The organism is Lysinibacillus sp. FSL K6-3209, from assembly GCF_037976175.1.
Lineage (GTDB): Bacteria > Bacillota > Bacilli > Bacillales_A > Planococcaceae > Lysinibacillus > Lysinibacillus sphaericus_D.
Genome location: NZ_CP150264.1, coordinates 3,407,427 through 3,426,937, shown reverse-complemented (window position 1 = coordinate 3,426,937; position 19,511 = coordinate 3,407,427). Strand labels below are relative to the sequence as shown.

The 19,511-nt window shown below is 37.8% G+C and carries 14 protein-coding genes and 1 other annotated feature; of the genes, 7 read left to right on the top strand and 7 right to left on the bottom strand.

The annotated features are described in order from the left end of the window. Positions 1–28: 28 nt before the first annotated feature. A complete protein-coding gene (locus MHH88_RS16685) occupies positions 29–1,159 on the top strand; it encodes an acetylornithine transaminase (protein WP_069513794.1) in 1,131 nt (376 codons plus the stop codon). Between the two features lie 139 nt (positions 1,160–1,298). Here the strand turns inward: MHH88_RS16685 and MHH88_RS16680 are convergent, their stop codons facing one another. Continuing rightward, positions 1,299–2,180, bottom strand: a complete 882-nt coding sequence (locus tag MHH88_RS16680; RefSeq protein WP_339259517.1) for an NAD-dependent epimerase/dehydratase family protein — start codon at positions 2,178–2,180, stop codon at positions 1,299–1,301. 91 nt (positions 2,181–2,271) lie between these two features. After that, on the bottom strand, positions 2,272–5,355 hold the full coding sequence (locus MHH88_RS16675) for a transglycosylase domain-containing protein (protein ID WP_339259515.1): 3,084 nt from the start codon (positions 5,353–5,355) through the stop codon (positions 2,272–2,274). A 102-nt stretch (positions 5,356–5,457) separates the two neighbouring features. Next, positions 5,458–5,661 (top strand) — a binding site (T-box leader). 71 nt (positions 5,662–5,732) lie between these two features. Here MHH88_RS16675 and tyrS point away from each other — a divergent pair. Beyond that, positions 5,733–7,001 carry a tyrosine--tRNA ligase gene (gene tyrS / locus MHH88_RS16670; RefSeq protein WP_069513788.1) on the top strand — a complete coding sequence of 423 codons (1,269 nt, stop codon included), beginning with the start codon at positions 5,733–5,735 and terminating at the stop codon, positions 6,999–7,001. A gap of 76 nt (positions 7,002–7,077) precedes the next feature. On the opposite strand, the gene MHH88_RS16665 is transcribed toward tyrS, so the two are convergent. Both MHH88_RS16665 and MHH88_RS16660 read right to left on the bottom strand, forming a co-directional pair. Beyond that, complete coding sequence (locus MHH88_RS16665; protein WP_339259513.1) at positions 7,078–7,887, bottom strand: cobalamin-binding protein; 810 nt, start codon at positions 7,885–7,887, stop codon at positions 7,078–7,080. Between the two features lie 124 nt (positions 7,888–8,011). Beyond that, positions 8,012–9,217: an iron-containing alcohol dehydrogenase gene (locus MHH88_RS16660; RefSeq protein ID WP_339259511.1), complete on the bottom strand. Its 1,206-nt coding sequence runs from the start codon at positions 9,215–9,217 to the stop codon at positions 8,012–8,014. 545 nt (positions 9,218–9,762) lie between these two features. On the opposite strand from MHH88_RS16660, the gene MHH88_RS16655 reads away from it, so the two are divergent. Further along, complete coding sequence (locus tag MHH88_RS16655; protein ID WP_069513782.1) at positions 9,763–10,080, top strand: hypothetical protein; 318 nt, start codon at positions 9,763–9,765, stop codon at positions 10,078–10,080. 424 nt (positions 10,081–10,504) lie between these two features. Here the strand turns inward: MHH88_RS16655 and rpsD are convergent, their stop codons facing one another. Beyond that, positions 10,505–11,107, bottom strand: coding sequence for a 30S ribosomal protein S4 (gene rpsD / locus MHH88_RS16650; RefSeq protein WP_024363774.1), 603 nt, complete (start codon positions 11,105–11,107; stop codon positions 10,505–10,507). 669 nt (positions 11,108–11,776) lie between these two features. Here rpsD and MHH88_RS16645 point away from each other — a divergent pair. Then, positions 11,777–13,459: a GGDEF domain-containing protein gene (locus tag MHH88_RS16645; RefSeq protein WP_256093265.1), complete on the top strand. Its 1,683-nt coding sequence runs from the start codon at positions 11,777–11,779 to the stop codon at positions 13,457–13,459. 93 nt (positions 13,460–13,552) lie between these two features. On the opposite strand, the gene MHH88_RS16640 is transcribed toward MHH88_RS16645, so the two are convergent. Together MHH88_RS16640 and hisJ are read right to left on the bottom strand one after the other, a co-directional pair. Further along, on the bottom strand, positions 13,553–14,032 hold the full coding sequence (locus tag MHH88_RS16640) for a GAF domain-containing protein (RefSeq protein WP_339259506.1): 480 nt from the start codon (positions 14,030–14,032) through the stop codon (positions 13,553–13,555). Positions 14,033–14,052: 20 nt separating this feature from the next. After that, positions 14,053–14,850: a histidinol-phosphatase HisJ gene (gene hisJ / locus MHH88_RS16635; RefSeq protein ID WP_339259504.1), complete on the bottom strand. Its 798-nt coding sequence runs from the start codon at positions 14,848–14,850 to the stop codon at positions 14,053–14,055. Positions 14,851–15,049: 199 nt separating this feature from the next. Here hisJ and ezrA point away from each other — a divergent pair, with 199 nt between their 5' ends. The 3 genes from ezrA (at position 15,050) to thiI (ending at position 19,425) form a co-directional block, all read left to right on the top strand. Beyond that, positions 15,050–16,753: a septation ring formation regulator EzrA gene (ezrA, locus tag MHH88_RS16630; RefSeq protein WP_069513773.1), complete on the top strand. Its 1,704-nt coding sequence runs from the start codon at positions 15,050–15,052 to the stop codon at positions 16,751–16,753. A 306-nt stretch (positions 16,754–17,059) separates the two neighbouring features. After that, entirely contained in the window at positions 17,060–18,217 is a 1,158-nt protein-coding gene (locus tag MHH88_RS16625) for a cysteine desulfurase family protein (protein WP_339259501.1), read from the top strand. Beyond that, a complete protein-coding gene (thiI, locus tag MHH88_RS16620; protein WP_069513986.1) occupies positions 18,217–19,425 on the top strand; it encodes a tRNA uracil 4-sulfurtransferase ThiI in 1,209 nt (402 codons plus the stop codon). Before MHH88_RS16625 ends, thiI begins: the two co-directional genes overlap by 1 nt. Positions 19,426–19,511: the final 86 nt, after the last annotated feature.

Below are 19,511 nucleotides of genomic sequence, written 5' to 3'. Positions count from 1 at the left end.
CAAAAAAATAACTTGAGGAGCTGATAGAATGAGTGCTTTATTTGGAAACTATGGCAAACGTCGTGCACAAATCGTAAAAGGGCAAGGAACTGTTGTGGAAGATGCAAGTGGCAAAAAATATTTAGATTTCACAAGCGGCATTGCCGTTGTTAGTCTTGGGCATGCACACCCTGCTATTGTCAAAGCGATTCAAGAACAAAGTGAAAAACTTTGGCATATATCGAATTTATTTGATATACCTGGGCAAGAAAAAGTTGCTCAAAAATTAGTGGCAGATACACATTTGAAGTATGCGTTTTTCTGTAATAGTGGTGCTGAAGCTAATGAAGCGGCCATCAAACTAGCACGTAAGCATACTGGAAAACATCATATCATTACTTTTGAAAAATCATTCCATGGTCGCACGTTTGGCGCAATGTCAGCAACTGGTCAAGGCAAGGTACATAATGGATTTGGACCACTTGTCGATAAATTTACAACACTTCCATTCAATGATGTAGCGGCACTTGAAGCAACCGTTGACGATTCTGTGGCAGCCATTATGCTGGAGATGATTCAAGGTGAAGGTGGTGTGAATAGTGTCACGCCTGAATTTGCAGCTGCTATCGCAAAAATTTGCGAAGATAAAGGTATTTTATTAATTGTCGATGAGGTGCAAACTGGTATCGGAAGAACAGGAACGCGCTATGCATATGAGCAAACCGTATTACAACCCAATATTGTGACATTAGCAAAAGGCTTAGGCGGAGGATTCCCAGTAGGAGGAATGTTAGGAACAGCAGAGTTCTATGACACATTCGGTCCTGGGACGCATGGTACAACATTTGGTGGTAATCCATTAGCAATGCATGTTGCGGAAACGGTTCTTGATTATGTATTTGAGCCAAGTTTTTTAGAAAATGTGCAAGACTTATCTTCCTATTTTGTGAAGCAATTGCAAGCCAATTTACCAACAAGTTATACGGTACAAGGGCAAGGATTATTACTTGGAATCGGTTGCGGTGATGCAGAAGTAGCACCTTATATTACAGCAGCGGAGGAAAAGGGTTTACTACTGGTAGGCGCAGGCCCAAATGTCATTCGACTTTTACCACCGCTTACAGTGACTAAAGCAGAGATTGACGAAGCTGTACAAATTTTAAAAACAATTTTACTATAATCTATAGTTGGCTTGTAAACTACTATAGATAAGCCCAAAAAAGTGTTAGGTTGACTGCGGTCAATCAAACACTTTTTTGCTTTGCTGTGCGCTACGGCAGTTGTTTTGTGGAAGCTTTCCTAGCGATTCACTAGATATTTTATTGGAGTTGTTTGACTAATGTCGTAACAAGATTCGGAAGCCAATCGTTTAAATGGCTAAATTTGAAGCCAGCTGCTTCTGCTTTTGCATTCGACATATACCAATGTGTTGGAATGCCATACGGTGACTGTGATGTTTCATCACCGCCAATTAGTGATATTTTGGCTCTTTTTCCAGTTTCCTGCTCAATAAGTGCAAGTAATGCCTGTAATGAAATAGTACCTGTTGCTGTGGCGTTATACGGACCTTCAATCGGTGCAGTTCCAGCAAAATATAAAAATGCTGCTGCTTCATCATCGGTAATATAGCTCATTTTTGCTTCAATATTTGGCATGGATATTGGTTGCCCATTTAAAATGCGCTCAACATGAAAATGTAGGCGACGAGTGTAGTCATGCTCACCAAGGACAATTGGGAAGCGTACAGCGACAACTGGAAATGCTGCTTCTTTAAAAAGGACAGCTTCTGCTTGACGTTTGCCTTCACCGTATGTGAAATCATCTCTATCGCCCATACGAATCTCGTAGTCATACGGATTAAAATCAGTTTCAGATTTCATCTTTCCATCCGCTTCATACGTCGAGAGCGTAGAGGTAAAGACGAGCTTTTTAGTTTTATTTTGTAAGATCTGCGCAATTTTCTGGGCCTCATTTGGAGAGTAACAAATATTATCGTAGACGATATCCCACGTTGTAGTAGCGAGTGCTTTTGTCAATGCTTCAACATCATTGCGATCAACCGAAAGCTGTTGAACTTGTGCTCCGAAAGGATTGCCGCTTTGACAGCGAGTTAAAATTGTAACGTCATGGTTATTCTCGAGGCAAAGCTCCACCAATTTTTTACCGAAAAAGCGTGTGCCCCCTAAAACTAGAATTTTCATGTTATCTACCCCTTTGTTTAGTAGTCCTCTTAATAATGACAAAAAAATAGGCTTACTACAATTGATATTTCAATGTAGTAAGCCTAAATGATTATTCTGTTGGCGGTTCTGTAGGTGGTGTCGTCTCTCCGTTATTTCCTCCAGTAGAGCCGGAGCCACTGTTAGACCCGTTGCCACTAGAGCCGGAACCATTGTTACCATTAGACCCGTTGCCGCTAGAGCCAGAGCCATTGCCACTAGAGCCATTGCCACTAGAGCCGTTGCCGCTTGAACCGGAGCCATTGCCACTAGAGCCGTTGCCGTTAGAGCCAGAGCCATTGCCACCAGAACTAGAGCCATTATTGCCAGAGCCATTGCCGTTATTCCCATTCACTGGTGGAATAGGAACCTCTGGCGTCGTTGGTTGTTCGTCTTTGTCCTCTTCTTCTGGTTTTGTCTCACTACCACCTGTCGACGCAACATTTGACTGTGGTGAATTTAAACCAGTAATGTCAACTGCTACAACTACATAAGCTTGTCCGCTTGCGACGGTTATACTTTGCGTTGCTTCTAGCACTGAAGTAACTAGTGTGTGACCACCATTTGTTACATTATAAATTCGATAGCCTACCACATCATTAGATGAGCCACTCCAAGACAGTGTATTGCCTGAAATGGATGCTGTTACAGCCACTGGTGGACTACCATCTGCTGGGAAGTCGACAGCTGATACAGATGAATTTGATAGTGATGAATTTTTAGGAAGTAGGCTTGCAGGGTTCCCACCCAGTCTACCTAACATCCGTTTAATAAAGGCTTGGTTAATACCAGCGCCACTAGATTTTACAAATTCTGCTGGTGTGTTTGGATGTGCATTATACGTTTTACCTTTAATCGTTACGACGCTTGAGGAAGCGAGGCTATCATCCGGTCGTGACGGTAAAAATACTTTTGCGTTAAATAAATCTGAGCGTACCAATCCTGCATTTGCACAAGCAGCAGAAGGTGCTAGACCAGAAATACCACAGAATGAAGCAGTCACAACATTTTTTGGTGCCTTAAAGTTTGAAGGAGCATCAATTAATTTAGGATCTACATCATACATAGAATTCATTAAAGTACCCCATAGCTTGTTAATACGTACACTTGGTTGTAAATACGTATTATTAAAGGCATAAAGTGAGCGTTGTTTATCGTAGCCCATCCATACACCAAGTGAAACATTTGGGTTATAGCCTACTAACCAGACATCATTATAGTTTTGTGAAGTACCTGTTTTAGCTGCAAAATCAGAAGAGAATTTTAATGTATTTCTTGCAACTGTACCTGTTCCTTTTGTTAAAACATCTCGTAACATATCCGTTACGATATAAGATGTCTCAGGGCTAAACACTTGTACAGGTTCAACTTTATGTTGGTAAATAAGATTTCCATCTTGGTCTTCGATTTTTTCAATCATATAAGCATCGATAAATTGACCGCCGTTTGCAAAAGTTGCAAACGCATTTGTATTTTCTTCAACAGTTGTACCTTTTTGTAAAGCGCCAATCCCTGTTGCAAGGTTTGTATAGTCTTCAGGTTTTAATTGTGAGAAGTCCATTTTTGCTAAAAATTCAGCAGGACGTCTATTTAAAATATCATAGTATAAGCGTAGGGCTGAAATGTTTTGTGAGTCAGCTAACGCTTCACGTGCTGGAATAAGGCCGCGCTCATCATTTGTCAAATAGTTGTTAGGACTCCAAGAGCCGATAGAGAACTTGACGTCAACTAATGGACTTCCTGCACCAATTACGCCATATTCAATGGCTGGCGCATAGACAAGTAATGGTTTCATAGTTGAACCGTTCGAGCGATAAGCTTTAGTAGCGTGGTTTAATTGATTTGTTTTAAAATCACGACCACCTAGGAAGCTTAAAATTCGACCTGTGCTATTTTCGATTAAAATACTACCAACTTGAACAGGCATTTGCACATCGATTTCCTCACCTGTTACAGGATCTTTGTCTTTACCCGTATATGTCTGACCGTAGTATTTAAAATTATCGGCTGCTTTTTGCATAGCATCAAACATATCCTTGTTGATAGTGGAATAAATACGATAACCTTTTGAACGAATGTCTCGGTCTGCCAAAATCGAATATTTTTCTTGTAATTTTTCTTCCGTTTTTAAACGTTCTGAATCAATACCATCTTCATTGGCTAGTTTTTCAGCAATAATTTCTTTTGCTCGTTCCTCTAGCTCAAACGTTAACCATGGATAACGATCCTCAGGACGTGCTTCTGGTGTACGGAAGTCTGCTGTAATATCATATGCGAGCGCATCTTCATACTGTTTTTCATTAATGTAGCCAGCTTCATTCATGCGGTAGAGCACCGTTTTCATACGATCGATGCCTAATTTTAATGCTTCTTCACTTTTTAGCACACCTGTATTTGTAAATGGTGTGTAAGTATAAGGTGCCTGAGGAATACCAGCTATGTAAGCGGCTTGAGGAAGCGTTAAATCCTTTGCTTTCACATTAAAAATACCTTCAGCTGCTGTTTCAATACCTGCGATATTACGCCCTGTTGCATTTCGACCATAAGGAATAATATTTAAGTATGCCTCTAATATTTCTTCCTTTGTCATAAAGTGCTCTAAGCGCATGGCAAGTAGCAGTTCCTTCGCTTTTCGCTCATAGGAAACTTCATTTGTTAACACTTGGTTTTTAATAAGTTGCTGTGTTAATGTAGAGCCACCTGTCTGTGTGGCAGAGTTTGTAACGTCTTGCAGCAATCCTCGAATAACAGCTTTTGGAACAATCCCATTATGTTCACGGAAATATTCATCTTCCGTTGCGAGTACTGCATTAATTAAGTCAGGGGCTACTGCGCTAAGAGACGTTTCACGACGTTCTAAATCTGTACGCAATTTTCCCATATAAATATCGTTGGCAAAATAAATTTCACTTGTTTCCTCATAGTTGAAGATAAGGTTTCGTAACTCTTCTTTCGAACGTAAAGGCTCTTCTTGTACAAGTGAGGCAAAATAGCCGGCGCCAACAGAACCAACAAATACAGTGCCTACCAATGCAAAGACTAAAAATAGTAAAAATAAGTTCCAGACGACGCTGCCTGAAATACGTAATGTCTTCATCCATTTTTGTTCGAGAAATGCATCGATCTTTACATTGATTTTCTCAATCCAATCCTTCAAGGTATCGACCTCCTAAAATCTTGTTTATTATAGCATATAATGAATTGTCTCGAACATAGTTATTGACATTGAAAGAGAATCGTATAGAATAATGCTTATAGTTTTCTAGTGATGAAGAGTTTGCAGTAGTGTCTATATTCCCTGTTTAGAGAGCCAGCGGTTGGTGAAAGCTGGTCATAATGTAGAGACGAATTACGTACTTGGAGCTTAGACGTGCGCGCCTGCGATAAAGGCGGCTGAATGAAGAGGAAGATGGATGACATCTTCAAGCTGGGTGGTACCGCGTTAATTATTAACGTCCCTGCATGCAATTTGTTGCGTGTAGGGACTTTTTTGTTTCTACACGCTAAAAGATGACAATTTAGGAGGAAGAAACAATGACAAACGAATTATTACAAGATTTAGAATGGCGTGGATTGTTGTACCAACAAACGGATGCTGAGGGCATGGCAAAACTTCTAGCAGAACAGTCTGTTTCTCTATACTGTGGGGTAGATCCAACAGCTGACTCAATGCACATCGGTCACATCGTCCCTTTATTAACGCTTCGTCGCTTCCAAAAAGCTGGCCACCGTCCAATTTTACTTGTTGGTGGAGCAACAGGAATGATTGGGGACCCTTCTGGACGCTCTGAAGAACGTCAGCTTCAAACAGTGGAGCAAATTGACAAAAACGTGCAAGCCATTCGTGGACAATTAGAGCGTATTTTTGATTTTGCACAAGATGGAAATGGCGCGCAACTTGTTAATAACCGTGATTGGATTGGGAATATTAGTACAATTGAATTTTTACGTGATTACGGGAAATTAATCAATGTTAATTACATGTTAGCAAAAGATACAATTGCTTCACGTCTTGATTCAGGTATTTCATTTACGGAATTTGCTTATACATTAATTCAAGGTATTGATTACAATCACTTGTACAACAATTACAATTGTCGCATTCAAGTGGGTGGCTCAGATCAGTGGGGCAATATTACAACTGGTTTAGAAGTTATTCGTAAAACACATGAAGAAGAAACAAAAGCATTTGGTATTACAATTCCGTTAGTAACAAAAGCAGATGGTACAAAATTCGGTAAAACAGCTGGTGGTGCTGTATGGTTAGATAGCAAAAAAACATCTCCGTACGAATTCTACCAATTCTGGATTAATGCTGCGGATGCGGATGTTATTAAATACTTAAAAATCTTTACGTTCTTAACACGTGAAGAGATTGAAGCATTAGCTGTATCTGTGGAAGAGGAACCTCATTTACGTAAGGCACAAAAAGCTTTAGCAGAGGAAATGACACGCTTAATCCATGGTCAGGAAGCGCTAGACCAAGCTATTCGCATTACGGCTGCATTATTCTCTGGCGATTTAAAAGCACTTTCAGCACAGGAAATGAAGGATGCATTTAAAGATGTTCCTTCTATTGAAATGGCTAAAGAGGCAAAAAATATCGTAGATTTACTTGTGGAAGCAGGGATTTCATCTTCAAAACGTCAAGCTCGTGAAGATGTGACAAACGGTGCCATTAGCGTAAACGGTGAAAAAATCACAGATTTAGAATACAACGTCGATGCAAAAGACCGTTTAGAAGATGCCTTTAGCATTGTACGTCGCGGCAAGAAAAAATACCATATGGTCAAATTTGTTTAGGGTGTCAGGCACTCAAACAATTTTCACACAATTCAACCTCCCTTCGAATGTTTTAGTTCGAGGGGAGGTTTTTATTTTAGCAGTGTAAGAAATTAGGTAGAGTGATTTGCTGATAGCTTTCAGGGTGTAGCAGTTGAGCAAGTTTAAGTGCACCTTCCACTAATCGAGGGGATGGACGGCAATATAACCACTCTTCCATTACGTATACATGTTGCATTTGAACCGCTTGTAGCTCGCTGGCACCTGGTCGTTTTAATAAATGGGCTGGTTTAATTCGCTCATAGGCAACACCTACCCACGCCATCAGTATATAATCTGGATTACGTCGAACAATTTCTTCCCACTCTGTTTGGACATTTGCTAACTCAAAATCGTGAAATAAATTTTGGCCTCCTGCAAGTTTGCTAATTTCGGTTAACCAATTGACTTGACCAGGCGTGAAAATAGGATTTGGCCACCACTCCCAATATAAAGTAGGGTGAGTGGAAACCGTTTGTGCCACCGCTTGAAGCTGGGCAATAAATTGTAAATATTCCGTTGCAACTTTTTGGGCGTGCTCCGTTACGCCACAAGCAGCACCTAATGTTAGAAGATCTTGCGCAATTTCGTTTAATGAGTTGGCATTAAAAACAATGTGGGGAATGTTCCTTTCCTGTAATGCTTCTATATTTTTCTCCATGCCTGGTACACTTAACGAGGCAAGTACTAAATCGGGCTGCAATGCTTCTAATGCATCCATATCAATTGATAAATCGGGACCAAGCTTTGGTAATGCATGCACAGATGCAGGCCAATCTGAAAAATCATCAACACCTACAAGTTGATGGGTCAATCCTAAGTAAGCAACAAGCTCTGTGTTGCTTGGACAAATGGAAATTAAACGCATATGTTTCCCCCATATCTTTTTAAGAAAAGTATAGCTGTCACTAGGCACACATACAATAAGCGATTGTTTTTTGTTCCACAGAAAATGACGTGCCTCTAGGAGACACGTCATTGTTATTAATATTTTAAGACAGTGCAACCGCTTCAAGTGACTCTGTAGGTTTTCCTACAGGCCCCATTGCAGCAGTAATAATTTGTTTAATGTCCTCCAATGTAGCTTTACGAGGATTCGTTGCTGCACAAACGTCTAGCATTGCATTTTTAGCTAAAACTTCAATATCTTCATCCTTCGCACCTAACTCACGGAAGCCGCTTGGGATATTTAAATCTTTTGATAATTTTTCAATGGCAGTAATTGCTTTTTCAGCAGCATCACGTTTGCTAATCCCTTCAACATTTTCACCTAATAACTCAGCGATGCGTGCAAACCGCTCAGTACGTGCTGTTAAGTTGAAGCGGCACACATGTGGCAATAAAATCGCATTACATACACCGTGTGGTAAGTTGTAGAAGCCACCTAATTGATGAGCAATCGCATGTACATAGCCAAGTGAAGCATTATTGAATGCCATACCCGCTAAAAATTGTGCATACACCATTTGCTCACGTGCTTCTAAATCAGCACCGTTTGCATAGGCACGAGGTAAAAATTCAGGCACTAGCTGAAGTACTTTTTCCGCACAGGCATCAGTAATTGGTGTTGCATTAGTCGATACAAACGATTCGATTGCATGTGTTAATGCATCTACACCCGTTGCAGCTGTTAGAGCTGGAGGTAAGCCAATCATTAACTCAGGGTCATTAATCGATACAAGTGGTGTCACATGTTTGTCAACAATCGCCATTTTTACTTTCCGAGCAGTATCTGTGATGATTGTAAAACGTGTCATTTCGCTTGCTGTACCAGCAGTTGTATTAATCGCGATTAATGGCACCAGTGGGTTTTCTGATTTGTCAACGCCTTCATAATCATGAATGCGTCCACCATTCGAAGCAATAAGTCCAATACCTTTGGCTGCATCATGTGCACTACCGCCTCCAAGCGATACGATAGAATCACAATTTTCTGCATGATAAACAGCAATTCCATCTTCGATGTTTTGATCTGTTGGATTTGGTTCTGCTTTAGGGAAAATTGCAACATCAATTCCAGCTGCTGTGATGATGTTAGCAATTTGTTCTGAGAGACCTAACTTGTGTAAGCCCTCATCTGTTACGATTAATGTCTTCTTCACTTCTAAATCATTTAAGCGCTTACCAACTTCTTGAATTGCTCCAGGTCCAAATAAGTTTGTTTTTGGCATTACAAATTGCTTTAGAACGTCTGACATATTTCCAACCCCTTTGAAATAATTGTTATTGCTTGAATGATGGCGAACCACCTTCCGAAATCCATATTATTCTATTTTTTTTGAAAGTTCAATACGTATTTTTATTAAAATTGTTAATTTTACCACTGTTATTATTTCACAAAAAAGTAAGTTTGGAATTGAGGTAGTAAAAGATAATAAGGAGTAGGAAGGTTGATTTAAATACATTTTAAGAAATGCTATCGTATAAAAGTAAAATATATTTTTTGGTATTTTGTTCTATTTTGCACCTTACTTGAATAGTAAATAACTGATATTTGATTGTTAATATATTAATAGTGTTTACGTTGTTTGGTGTGGGGATTATTATTATTTTAATGTACAGGAAAATAAGTGCTTTTTATTTTATTTAGGATGGAACAGTAAGTCATGTCCGTATTATTTATAATAAAATAGAAAAACACCAACCTTTGTATAATGAAATTGAAAAAAGCTACTACCAAATGCTAGATATTAATGTTAGTCTAAATTAAGCATGTGGTAAATAATGGTAGGAGGTGTGGCTTATGACTAGGGAAAGACAATATCAAATTTTGAAACATGAATATGAGTTAATAGATTATATTTATTATTTACAATATGAAAAAGAAAAGGATGACATAGTTGTAAAAACGGCAGACGCCTATTTCATGGTATGGGAAGGTAGTACTTTTAAAGTGAACGGTGATGAATGTTCTTCAAAAGAGTTCTATGACATACTTGATAGATGTCAAAAACCTGTAGAATGCAATGGTATTGTTTTTGAGAAGAAGGGTAATGTATACGTAAGTACTAAAGAAATAGAAGTAAAAAAGGAAGTAATAAGTACAATAATTAAGTTTTAAGAAATGAAATCCCGGTGCCAGGCACGCAAACAACTCTGATAATTCACTTCAATTTATGAAAAAACATTGAATGGGTTGTGGGGAAGAAAGTCGTAAGTGAGAGAAATCGGACTTGCGGCTTCTTTGTATTTTTACTGCTAAACGTAGATTCGGCGATTATCAGATACTACGAGATCTACCGTTGTATCCAGTGCTAGGTACACGAACAATCAAAGTATTAGTTTTATAGAAACGCTGATGCAGCAACACTTATGCTATTACGCACCTATTTCTATGTACATGTTTCGCCAGTTAGTTCCAACGCCCCAAATTAATGTTATTTTGTGCCCGAATTGCATGAATAGATAAAAATAAGAAAAGCCCTAGAAACCTTTGCAACAAGGTTTCTAGGGCTTTTTGTGTTGCTAAATGCAACGAGCGTTTATTAACGAGAGTAGAACTCTACGATGAATGCTTCGTTGATTTCAGCAGATAGTTCAGAACGCTCTGGAAGGCGAGTGAATGTACCTTCTTTTTTATCTGCATCAAAAGTTAAGTAGTCAGGTACGAAGTTGTTTACTTCGATAGCTTCTGTAACTACAGCAAGGTTTTGAGATTTTTCACGAAGAGAAATCGTTTGACCTGGTTTAACGCTGAATGATGGGATATCAACGCGTTTGCCGTCTACTAAGATATGACCGTGGTTTACTAATTGACGAGCTCCACGACGAGTGCGAGCTAAACCTAAACGGTAAACTAAGTTGTCAAGGCGAGTTTCAAGAAGGATCATGAAGTTTTCACCGTGAACACCTTTCATTTTACCAGCGCGGTCGAATAGCGTACGGAATTGACGTTCGTTCATGCCGTACATGTGACGAAGTTTTTGTTTTTCTTGAAGTTGTAAACCGTATTCTGATAATTTTTTACGTTGGTTCGGGCCGTGTTGACCTGGTGCGTAAGGGCGTTTTTCGATTTCTTTACCAGTACCGCTTAGTGAGATACCAAGACGACGTGATAATTTCCAAGATGGACCTGTATAACGAGACATATTGTTGTCTCCTCCTTTAAATTTGGTTTTTTTGTTGTAAAACAAAAACCAGTAGTACCCATTCTTATACGCATTTTATTTTCATGTATTTTCGCCTATGCAGCCGTTAGGTTACACAATACACCATCTATTTTGCCACTGAGAGTTTTTGTGTAGTAATACTCAGTAAAATTGAGGAATAAAATACAGTAATAAGCTTATACCACTGCTGCGTTTATTTTACACAAACTTCATTGTAACTGCTTAGAGCGTAGACGTCAATTATTAGTATTGCAATTTTTAAAAAGAACTATAGTAGGAATTTCCTTGAGAGGAATTTAACACTAATACGAAATGGTTATTGATGCGGTAGTAAATGTAAAATGTAAAAGTAAGGTAGAATTACATAGTCAAAATGACACAAATTATGTATAATACATTATAAGTTAATAGTAATTGATTTGTACGTTATATAGAAAAGGTGATTTCATGACAGACCATTTACAAACGCTGAAATATATAAAATCTGATGTTTTGAGCATTTGGGTGAGTTCGAATGGAGGACTAGTCAGTTTTAATGAGTATTTTTATTCATTTAAACAGTGTCTAAAGAAGCACTTGAAAATTGAAAATGCGGCCTTTCTTAGTTTTGAGGGGAATAGTTTAATACCTGTAGAAGAATTGGCCTCGTTGACAATCGAAACAAAACTAAATGCTGTGTCATGGCTAATGATAGAAGCTAGCTTTTACCAACAGAAAGTTGTAAAGCTTCCTTATATACTAAAAGAAAAAACAGCCTATAATATGATGACAGATATGGTGCTTTTCCAGACGGAGGGCAAAGAGCCTATGGGTGTGTTACTTGTTGAAGCCACCGATACTTGGACGGACTTTATGACTTCGGATTACGGTGAAGAGTGTGTAGAAACGCTTACAAAAGTTTTACAAATGCTGATTGAAAATCTCGAAGTAAAGTTGAATGAAGATCAATATAGAAAACTTTATAACATGACCGATTTATTTCACTCAACAATGGATATTGATTTGATTTTAGAAAACGTTTTAAAAAATATTCGTGATAATTTTCCAGAATTTAATGTGGAACTTATATTATCTAACGATCAAGATCGCCATACGACTATTGATATTAAACTTTTTGATTATTTGTCTGAAAGACCGGCTACAATCGAAGCTTTTGTATCAGGAGAGTTGACTACTGAACTAGCTGGAGACTTGAACTGTCGTTTATTAAATGCCCCTATAAAAGGGAGACAAGCTATTTATGGCATTTTGCAAGTGAGTGCACCAACCACATATCTTTTTTCAGCAACGGAAAAAGACTTTGTGCGCATGTTAGCACAAGCATCTGGAAATGCGCTAGAAAATGCAAAATTATATCATCAATCGCATCGCCTCGTAAGTGACTTACAACTCATCAATGAAACATCGCATCGATTAAATATGCGCATTGATATTAATGAAATGTTACTTTTCCTACAAAAACAATTAATGAAGTCTTTCCAACCAATGGAAGTTTGTTTCGCTTTTAAAGATCATGCTACCTATGAAGTGACAGATGCTAGTACATCGTTATTTAAATCAGAAGAAGGCAATACTTATATTAGACATGTTGAACAACATTTTGAGCATACAAATGATCCACTCTTTATAGCAGATTTTAGCCGATTAACCCCAAATCAAATAGAATATCGTTCAATTATGGCGATTCCTATCTTAATGGAGGAAAAAATAAATGGCTTTAGTATCGTACTGCACAAAGAGCCTTATTTCTTTTCATTTGATAGCTTTAAACTAATGCAATCTTTAATCCATCATTCTTCGTTAGCAATTGCCAACTCGATTTTACGAAATCAGCTACAAGAAATGGTTGACCGTGATCATTTAACAAAATTATATGCACGCAGTTATTTAGATCAATATGTAGAAAAATCTTTGAAAAAAGATCAATCAGGTATGTTCTTGCTTATTGACATTGACAATTTTAAACGCATTAATGATACCTACGGCCATCAAACAGGCGATAAGATTCTTGTGCAAATTGCCGTGAAACTAGAAGAAACAATAGGTGCAAGCGGTATTTGTGCTCGCTGGGGTGGAGAAGAAATGTCGGTGTATGTACCAAATGTTGGTGAGCAAGAGGCAATTGAACTAGCTTCAACAATAGTTGAAGTCATTCCGAATGCCACTGACCCTAAAGTAACGATTTCAGCGGGTCTTATAACATGGGATCAATACTATCGACCAGCTTTTCAAGCGGTTTTTCTACACGCCGATACAGCTTTATATGAAGCGAAAAACAATGGCAAAAATAGATTTTGTATCCATGATCGGACGTTACAAACAAATGCATAATAGATGGTTCACTATAAAAAATGCCCCGAAATGATATATTTATAATCCATTTCAGGGCATTTTTTAGTGGTTATGAGATAATATTGCGAAATATTAAATATGAAGCAATAGTGTTTCGACAAAATGTTCTAAGCCAGCTTGATCTTCCTGTGAAAAGCGATTTTTAATAGGGCTATCAATATCAAGAACGCCAATTACCTTCTCTTGTCGAATAAGTGGAATGACAATTTCAGATTGAGAGGCAGCATCGCACGCAATATGCCCTGGAAATGCGTGAACATCTTTTACGACAAGTGTCTCTTTTGTTGTTACAGCTGTTCCACATACACCGCGACCAATTGGAATTCTTACGCAAGCAGGTAAGCCTTGAAATGGTCCTAAAACTAGTTCATCCTCTTGTAAAAGGTAAAAGCCAACCCAGTTAATGTCTGTAAGAAATTGATTAAGCAAAGCAGATGCGTTGCCTAAATTGGCAATACGATCGGTTTCGCCAGTGAGTAATGCATCTAATTGATTTGCTAATGTCTTGTATTGATCGGCAATAGATCCTTCGTAATTAATTTGTGTAAACATATGAGCACCTCGTTTAAACGTTATTTGTCTGGAAATATAGTTTTATAATGCTGATGTAAATCGACAGCAGCATGAGCATCTGAACCGAAAACGATAGGTAAACCAATCGTTTTACTATAATCAATAAAGGCAAATGGTGGATAGGGTTCCTGACAATATGTTTTACTTAAGCCAGCACTATTTAAATCTAATTCATATCCTTTTTGCTGCATAGTAGTTAATACTTCTTGGATGCGGCCAGTGTCATCAACTTGCTGATGATGGGCTAGTTGAAATTTATGAATAAGTGTTGGATGCCCGATGCGCTTCGGTTTGTATTGTCCTAAGTCAGCTTCAATTGATTGTAGGACAGTATCATAATATAAATGATAGAGTCGTTCAACAGAACCTACTTTTTGGGCAAAATTTATAAAACTTTCAGCAGAAAAATCAATGCATTCATACGTATTCTGCCATTGTAAAAAATGAACAGATAAAATGGCATCGTCTAAAAAATGTCCATATGTATCAAGAAAATGACGTGTTTCTTGCTCGAAGCCGACAATATAGTCGATTTCTAAACCGATGCGAATGCGAATATCCTGTGCATATTGTTTTTGAAGTCGTTGTAAGTCTTCCAAATAAGGCATTAAAAAATCTGGGCGCATACCACTATCCTTTTCAGGTGTAGGGTCTTGGAAATTAGAGGGTAATGGTGCATGTTCTGTAAATGTAATATCCGTAAAGTTTTCAGCAATTGCTTTTTCAATATATTGTGTAAATGAATCAGATGTCCCATGTGGGCAATAGGGGCTATGGATGTGCCCGTCTCTTTTCATACATTTTACACTCCTTTAACTATTAAAATGATAAATACATATTTACGCTCTATGTTCAATGACATAGGGGAAGCTGTCAATATGTAGGTCGTGAATACACTTTTCTGAAAATCACTTAAATTTTAGTACAAAAGGCGAAAACATAGTATATAATAAATACAACTAGCCAATTCGTTTATTGTAGAATAGGAGGCTTACGATGGAGTATATCATCATTCCGATTATCCTACTATTAATTTTAGCCATAGTAGGATTAATGATGCGAAGAAAACATACAACAATTATTGCACAACTTGAAAATGAAAAATTACAAATACAAAACAATCCCATAAATGAAGAAATTTCTAAAGTTAAATCTTTAAATATGAATGGCGAAACAGAGGAAATGTTTGAAAGGTGGCGTAATAGTTGGGATGAAGTCATCGACGTACATATGACAAAAATTGATTCGCTTTTATTCGATGCCGAAGACCAAATCAATCGTCTTCGTTTTAAAAAAGCAACGTTGATTGAGCGTGAAATAGAGGATTATATTCGTAAGTGTGAAAAAGATAAAGATAAAATCTTAGAAGAACTTAATGAATTAATTGGCAGCGAAGAAAAAAACCGTATTGAAATTGAACAATTAAAAGAATATTATCGATCAGCACGCAAAACACTGCTTGCACATCAGCACTCATTTGGCGTAGCTTTACCAGCACTTGAACAAAAGTTAGAAGTGTTTGTACAAAAATTTGAAGAATTTGATGTACTGACAAGCGAGGGCAATTATTTACAAGCGCGTGAAATAGTAATTAGTTTAAATAATGAATCCCAACAAACGTTTGAATATATTAATGATGTGCCAACTATTTTAACGGAACTACAAGTAAAATTACCAGGTGCGATTCAAGAATTACGCAATGGTCAGCGTGAAATGGAAGAACAATCTTACTACTTGCATCATTTAGAACTTACAGAGGCGTTGGACAAACTGGAAGTGGAGTTTGCTTCGTTAAAAGAGGAACTAGCAGAGCTGAAGTTAACATCTGTAAAACCCCGTGTTGCTGAAATAAATGAAGAAATAGACCATTTTTATGACTTACTTGAAAAAGAAGTGATTGCTAAAAACTATGTCGACCAAAATTGTGAGCGCTTATTAGGATCAATTACGAATGTTATTAGCTCCACTCGATTAGTAAGTGATGAAGCAACATTTGTCCAGCAAAGCTACCACTTGAATGAAAAAGATGCAGAAATTCCAAAAGCGGCGCTAAAACAATTAGAAGCATTACAACGTCGCTATGATTTATTGGCGATGCGTGTGTCGGAGGAAAAATCGGCCTATTCAAGCTTACAAGAGGAATTAATTGAAATTAGTGAAGAACTGGAGCGCATACACGAAGAGCAAGGGCATTTATCGAATACAATGAAAAAACTTCGCATTGATGAAAATAAGGCTCGGACACAAGTGGACAACTTGAAAAAAACGCTACAAGAAACAGATCGTCTGTTAAATAAGGCGAATATTCCAGGTATTCCTGAAGAGATGGATGCGCGATTAGATGAGGCAGCGGAGCATATTTACGTTGTGATGCAAAGTCTACAAGAAGTACCGCTCAATATGGGAACTGTCCATAATAACTTAAATGCAGCGACACTTTGTGTTGAAGATGTTCACGCGAAAGCACATGAATTGATTGAAAACGTCATGCTTATCGAACGTATTATTCAATATGGCAATCGCCACCGTGCAACAAATCCAAAGTTAAATGCTCGTTTAAAAGAAGCAGAAGAGGCATTTCATCAATTCCGTTATGCAAAGGCTTTAGAAGAAGCAGGGACTGCAGTAGAGGAAATGGAGCCAGGTGCTTTGAAACGCATTGAGGCCATTGTTGCCGAAGAAGCGTTTACAAAGTCATAAACGCTTTGCAACAGTAACAAATACAAGTGAAATAGCTGCCTAAAAAGTGAAATGACCTTTTTAGGCAGCTATTTTTTATGACCGTATTTTTATGTTAAAAATTTTTCTTCAATTTTGGGGATTTCATGCTGAATAAATGTTTACCAAAATCTATTTTTGTAGTGTGAAAGCATCTAAAATTCACAGTATATAAGCTATGCTAAGTGGACTTAAAATGATGAAATTAGAATAATTAGTAGTCAATCGCGACAGATTGCGTTATGATAAATACCGTTAAATCAACGTTTTGAAAGTGTGTGAAAAATAATGAAAGTTAATACAATTTATCTTGATAATAGTGCTACAACAAAGCCTTATCAAGAAGTGATGCAAACATTTATGGCAGTAAATGAGCAATATTATGCAAATCCTGCATCAATCCATGCCATGGGTGTAGAATCAAATGCATTATTAATGCGTGCACGGGAGCAAGTAGCAGATATTTTGAAGACTGAAGCAAAAAATGTGCTATTTACTTCAGGTGGAACCGAATCGAATAATACAGCTATTTTAGGTTTAGCACGCGCTAATACGCATAAAGGGAAACATGTTTTAACAACGGAAATTGAGCATCTTTCTGTGTTAGAGTCAGTCAAGCAGCTTGAAAAGGAAGGCTTTGAAATAGACTATTTACGTGTCAATAAACAAGGCGTTATTTCATTAGATGAGTTAAGAGCTAAAATACGTAAAGATACGATATTGGTTAGCATGATGCATGTCAATAATGAAATGGGCGCAATTCAACCTATTTTTGAAGCGGCTGCTATCGTCCATGCAGAAAGTAGAGCGGCATTTCATGTGGATGCAGTTCAAAGCTTTGGAAAACTGCCATTAACGTTTAAAGGGGAAGATGGGCCAGATTGTATTACGATTTCTGGACATAAAATACACGGATTTAAAGGTTCGGGTGTTTTAGCTTTTCGTAAGCAAATGCAATGGCAACCTTATGCTTTAGGTGGTGGACAGGAATTCGGCTTACGTAGTGGCACAGTAGCTGTACCTCAAGCGGTAGCATTGGCAAAGGCGGCTCGAATGGCAGTCGAAACAATGAAAGACCGTTCTAACAACTACCGTAATTGGCAACAGCAACTACGTACAGCGCTAGCACATTTTGGTGATATGGTGCATATCATCTCTACTCCAGCGTGTGCAGCTCATATTTTATCGTTTAGTGTACGTGATATAAAAGGTGAGGTACTTATCAATGCTTTGCAAAAATATGGCGTAATTGTTTCGACTTCCAGTGCTTGTTCTTCCAAACAAACAAAGACAAGCCATGTTGTCGAAGCCTTAAATATTGATGAACATTTTAAAAAAGGTGTTATTCGTATTAGCTTTGGTGCACATGTAACATCAGACGATATAGCACAATTAATACAAGTTATCAATACAGTATTGAAGGAACTTAAAGGAGAACGATTATGATGATTTGGAAAGAAATTTTAATTCGTTATGGCGAACTATCGACAAAAGGACGTAATAAAATGGATTTTATCCGTCGTTTACGTGAAAATATTCGCTATGCATTTGCAGATTTAGGCCATTTACACATTCGCACAGAACGCGACCGAATGTTTATTGCCATTGAAGATGAGGCACAAATGAATGTATTATTAGCAGGCTTACCGAAAATTTTTGGGATTCAATCATTTAGCCCAGTTGCTGCCTGTGAAAAAGATATGGATGCCATGAAACAACTTGCGATTACGATTATGGATACATTTAAAGATCAACAGCTAACATTTAAAGTTGAAGTGAAACGTACAGATAAAACATTCCCATTAGATTCTCACAGCATTCAGCGTGAAATTGGTGGATATGTTTTACCGCAATATCAAAACTTATCAGTAAAAGTGAAACATCCAGATGTAGAATTACGAGTAGAGGTGCGCCACGATTCTACTTATATGATGGCGCAAGTGATTCCAGGCGCAGGTGGTATGCCAGTTGGCTCAAACGGCAAATCATTATTAATGCTGTCAGGCGGTATTGATAGTCCTGTTGCTGGGTATTTAATGATGAAACGTGGTGTACGTTTAGAAGCAATTCATTTCTTTAGCCCACCATATACAAGTCAAAATTCATTGGAAAAAGTAAAAGTGCTTGCAAATGAACTAACAAAATTTGGTGCAAGTATTCGCCTGCATGTTATTCCGTTTACAGAAATCCAAGTCCTTATTAAAGACAAAGTGCCGTCCAATGTGTCAATGACAACGACACGTCGCATGATGTTAAAGGTGGCAGATAAAGTGCGTGAGGAAATTAATGCACTTGCCATTGTTACAGGTGAAAGTCTTGGACAAGTAGCAAGCCAGACGCTAGAAAGTTTAACTGCGATTAATGCTGTAACGAATACACCAATTTTACGTCCGCTTATTTCAAATGATAAATTAGAAATTATTGATATTGCTGAAAAAATCGGCACATATGAAACGTCAATTCAGCCATTTGAGGATTGCTGTACAATTTTTACCCCAGCTAGTCCGAAAACAAAGCCAAAGCTTGAAAAAGTAGAGCATTATGAAAGTTTTTCTGATTTTGATGAACTAATTGAACGTGCTGTGAAAAACCGTGAAGTGTACATTTTCCCGAAAAAAGAACAGCCTACAGATAAATTTGCAGATCTTTTATAAAAAATTTATGGATTTAAACTAAAAAAATGTTCTGATCTTATAAAGACCGATTACGACATTATAATAAGAAGGAAGCCGTCTCAAAT

Bases quoted from the DNA above. Each gene is read 5' to 3' on its own strand.
- MHH88_RS16625 (WP_339259501.1), top strand. From the start codon at position 17,060: ATGAAAGTTAATACAATTTATCTTGATAATAGTGCTACAACAAAGCCT.
- MHH88_RS16685 (WP_069513794.1), top strand. From the start codon at position 29: ATGAGTGCTTTATTTGGAAACTATGGCAAACGTCGTGCACAAATCGTA.
- rpsD (WP_024363774.1), bottom strand. From the start codon at position 11,107: ATGTCTCGTTATACAGGTCCATCTTGGAAATTATCACGTCGTCTTGGT.
- thiI (WP_069513986.1), top strand. From the start codon at position 18,217: ATGATTTGGAAAGAAATTTTAATTCGTTATGGCGAACTATCGACAAAA.
- hisJ (WP_339259504.1), bottom strand. From the start codon at position 14,850: ATGAAAAGAGACGGGCACATCCATAGCCCCTATTGCCCACATGGGACA.
- MHH88_RS16665 (WP_339259513.1), bottom strand. From the start codon at position 7,887: ATGCGTTTAATTTCCATTTGTCCAAGCAACACAGAGCTTGTTGCTTAC.
- tyrS (WP_069513788.1), top strand. From the start codon at position 5,733: ATGACAAACGAATTATTACAAGATTTAGAATGGCGTGGATTGTTGTAC.
- MHH88_RS16680 (WP_339259517.1), bottom strand. From the start codon at position 2,180: ATGAAAATTCTAGTTTTAGGGGGCACACGCTTTTTCGGTAAAAAATTG.
- MHH88_RS16660 (WP_339259511.1), bottom strand. From the start codon at position 9,217: ATGTCAGACGTTCTAAAGCAATTTGTAATGCCAAAAACAAACTTATTT.
- ezrA (WP_069513773.1), top strand. From the start codon at position 15,050: ATGGAGTATATCATCATTCCGATTATCCTACTATTAATTTTAGCCATA.
- MHH88_RS16655 (WP_069513782.1), top strand. From the start codon at position 9,763: ATGACTAGGGAAAGACAATATCAAATTTTGAAACATGAATATGAGTTA.
- MHH88_RS16640 (WP_339259506.1), bottom strand. From the start codon at position 14,032: ATGTTTACACAAATTAATTACGAAGGATCTATTGCCGATCAATACAAG.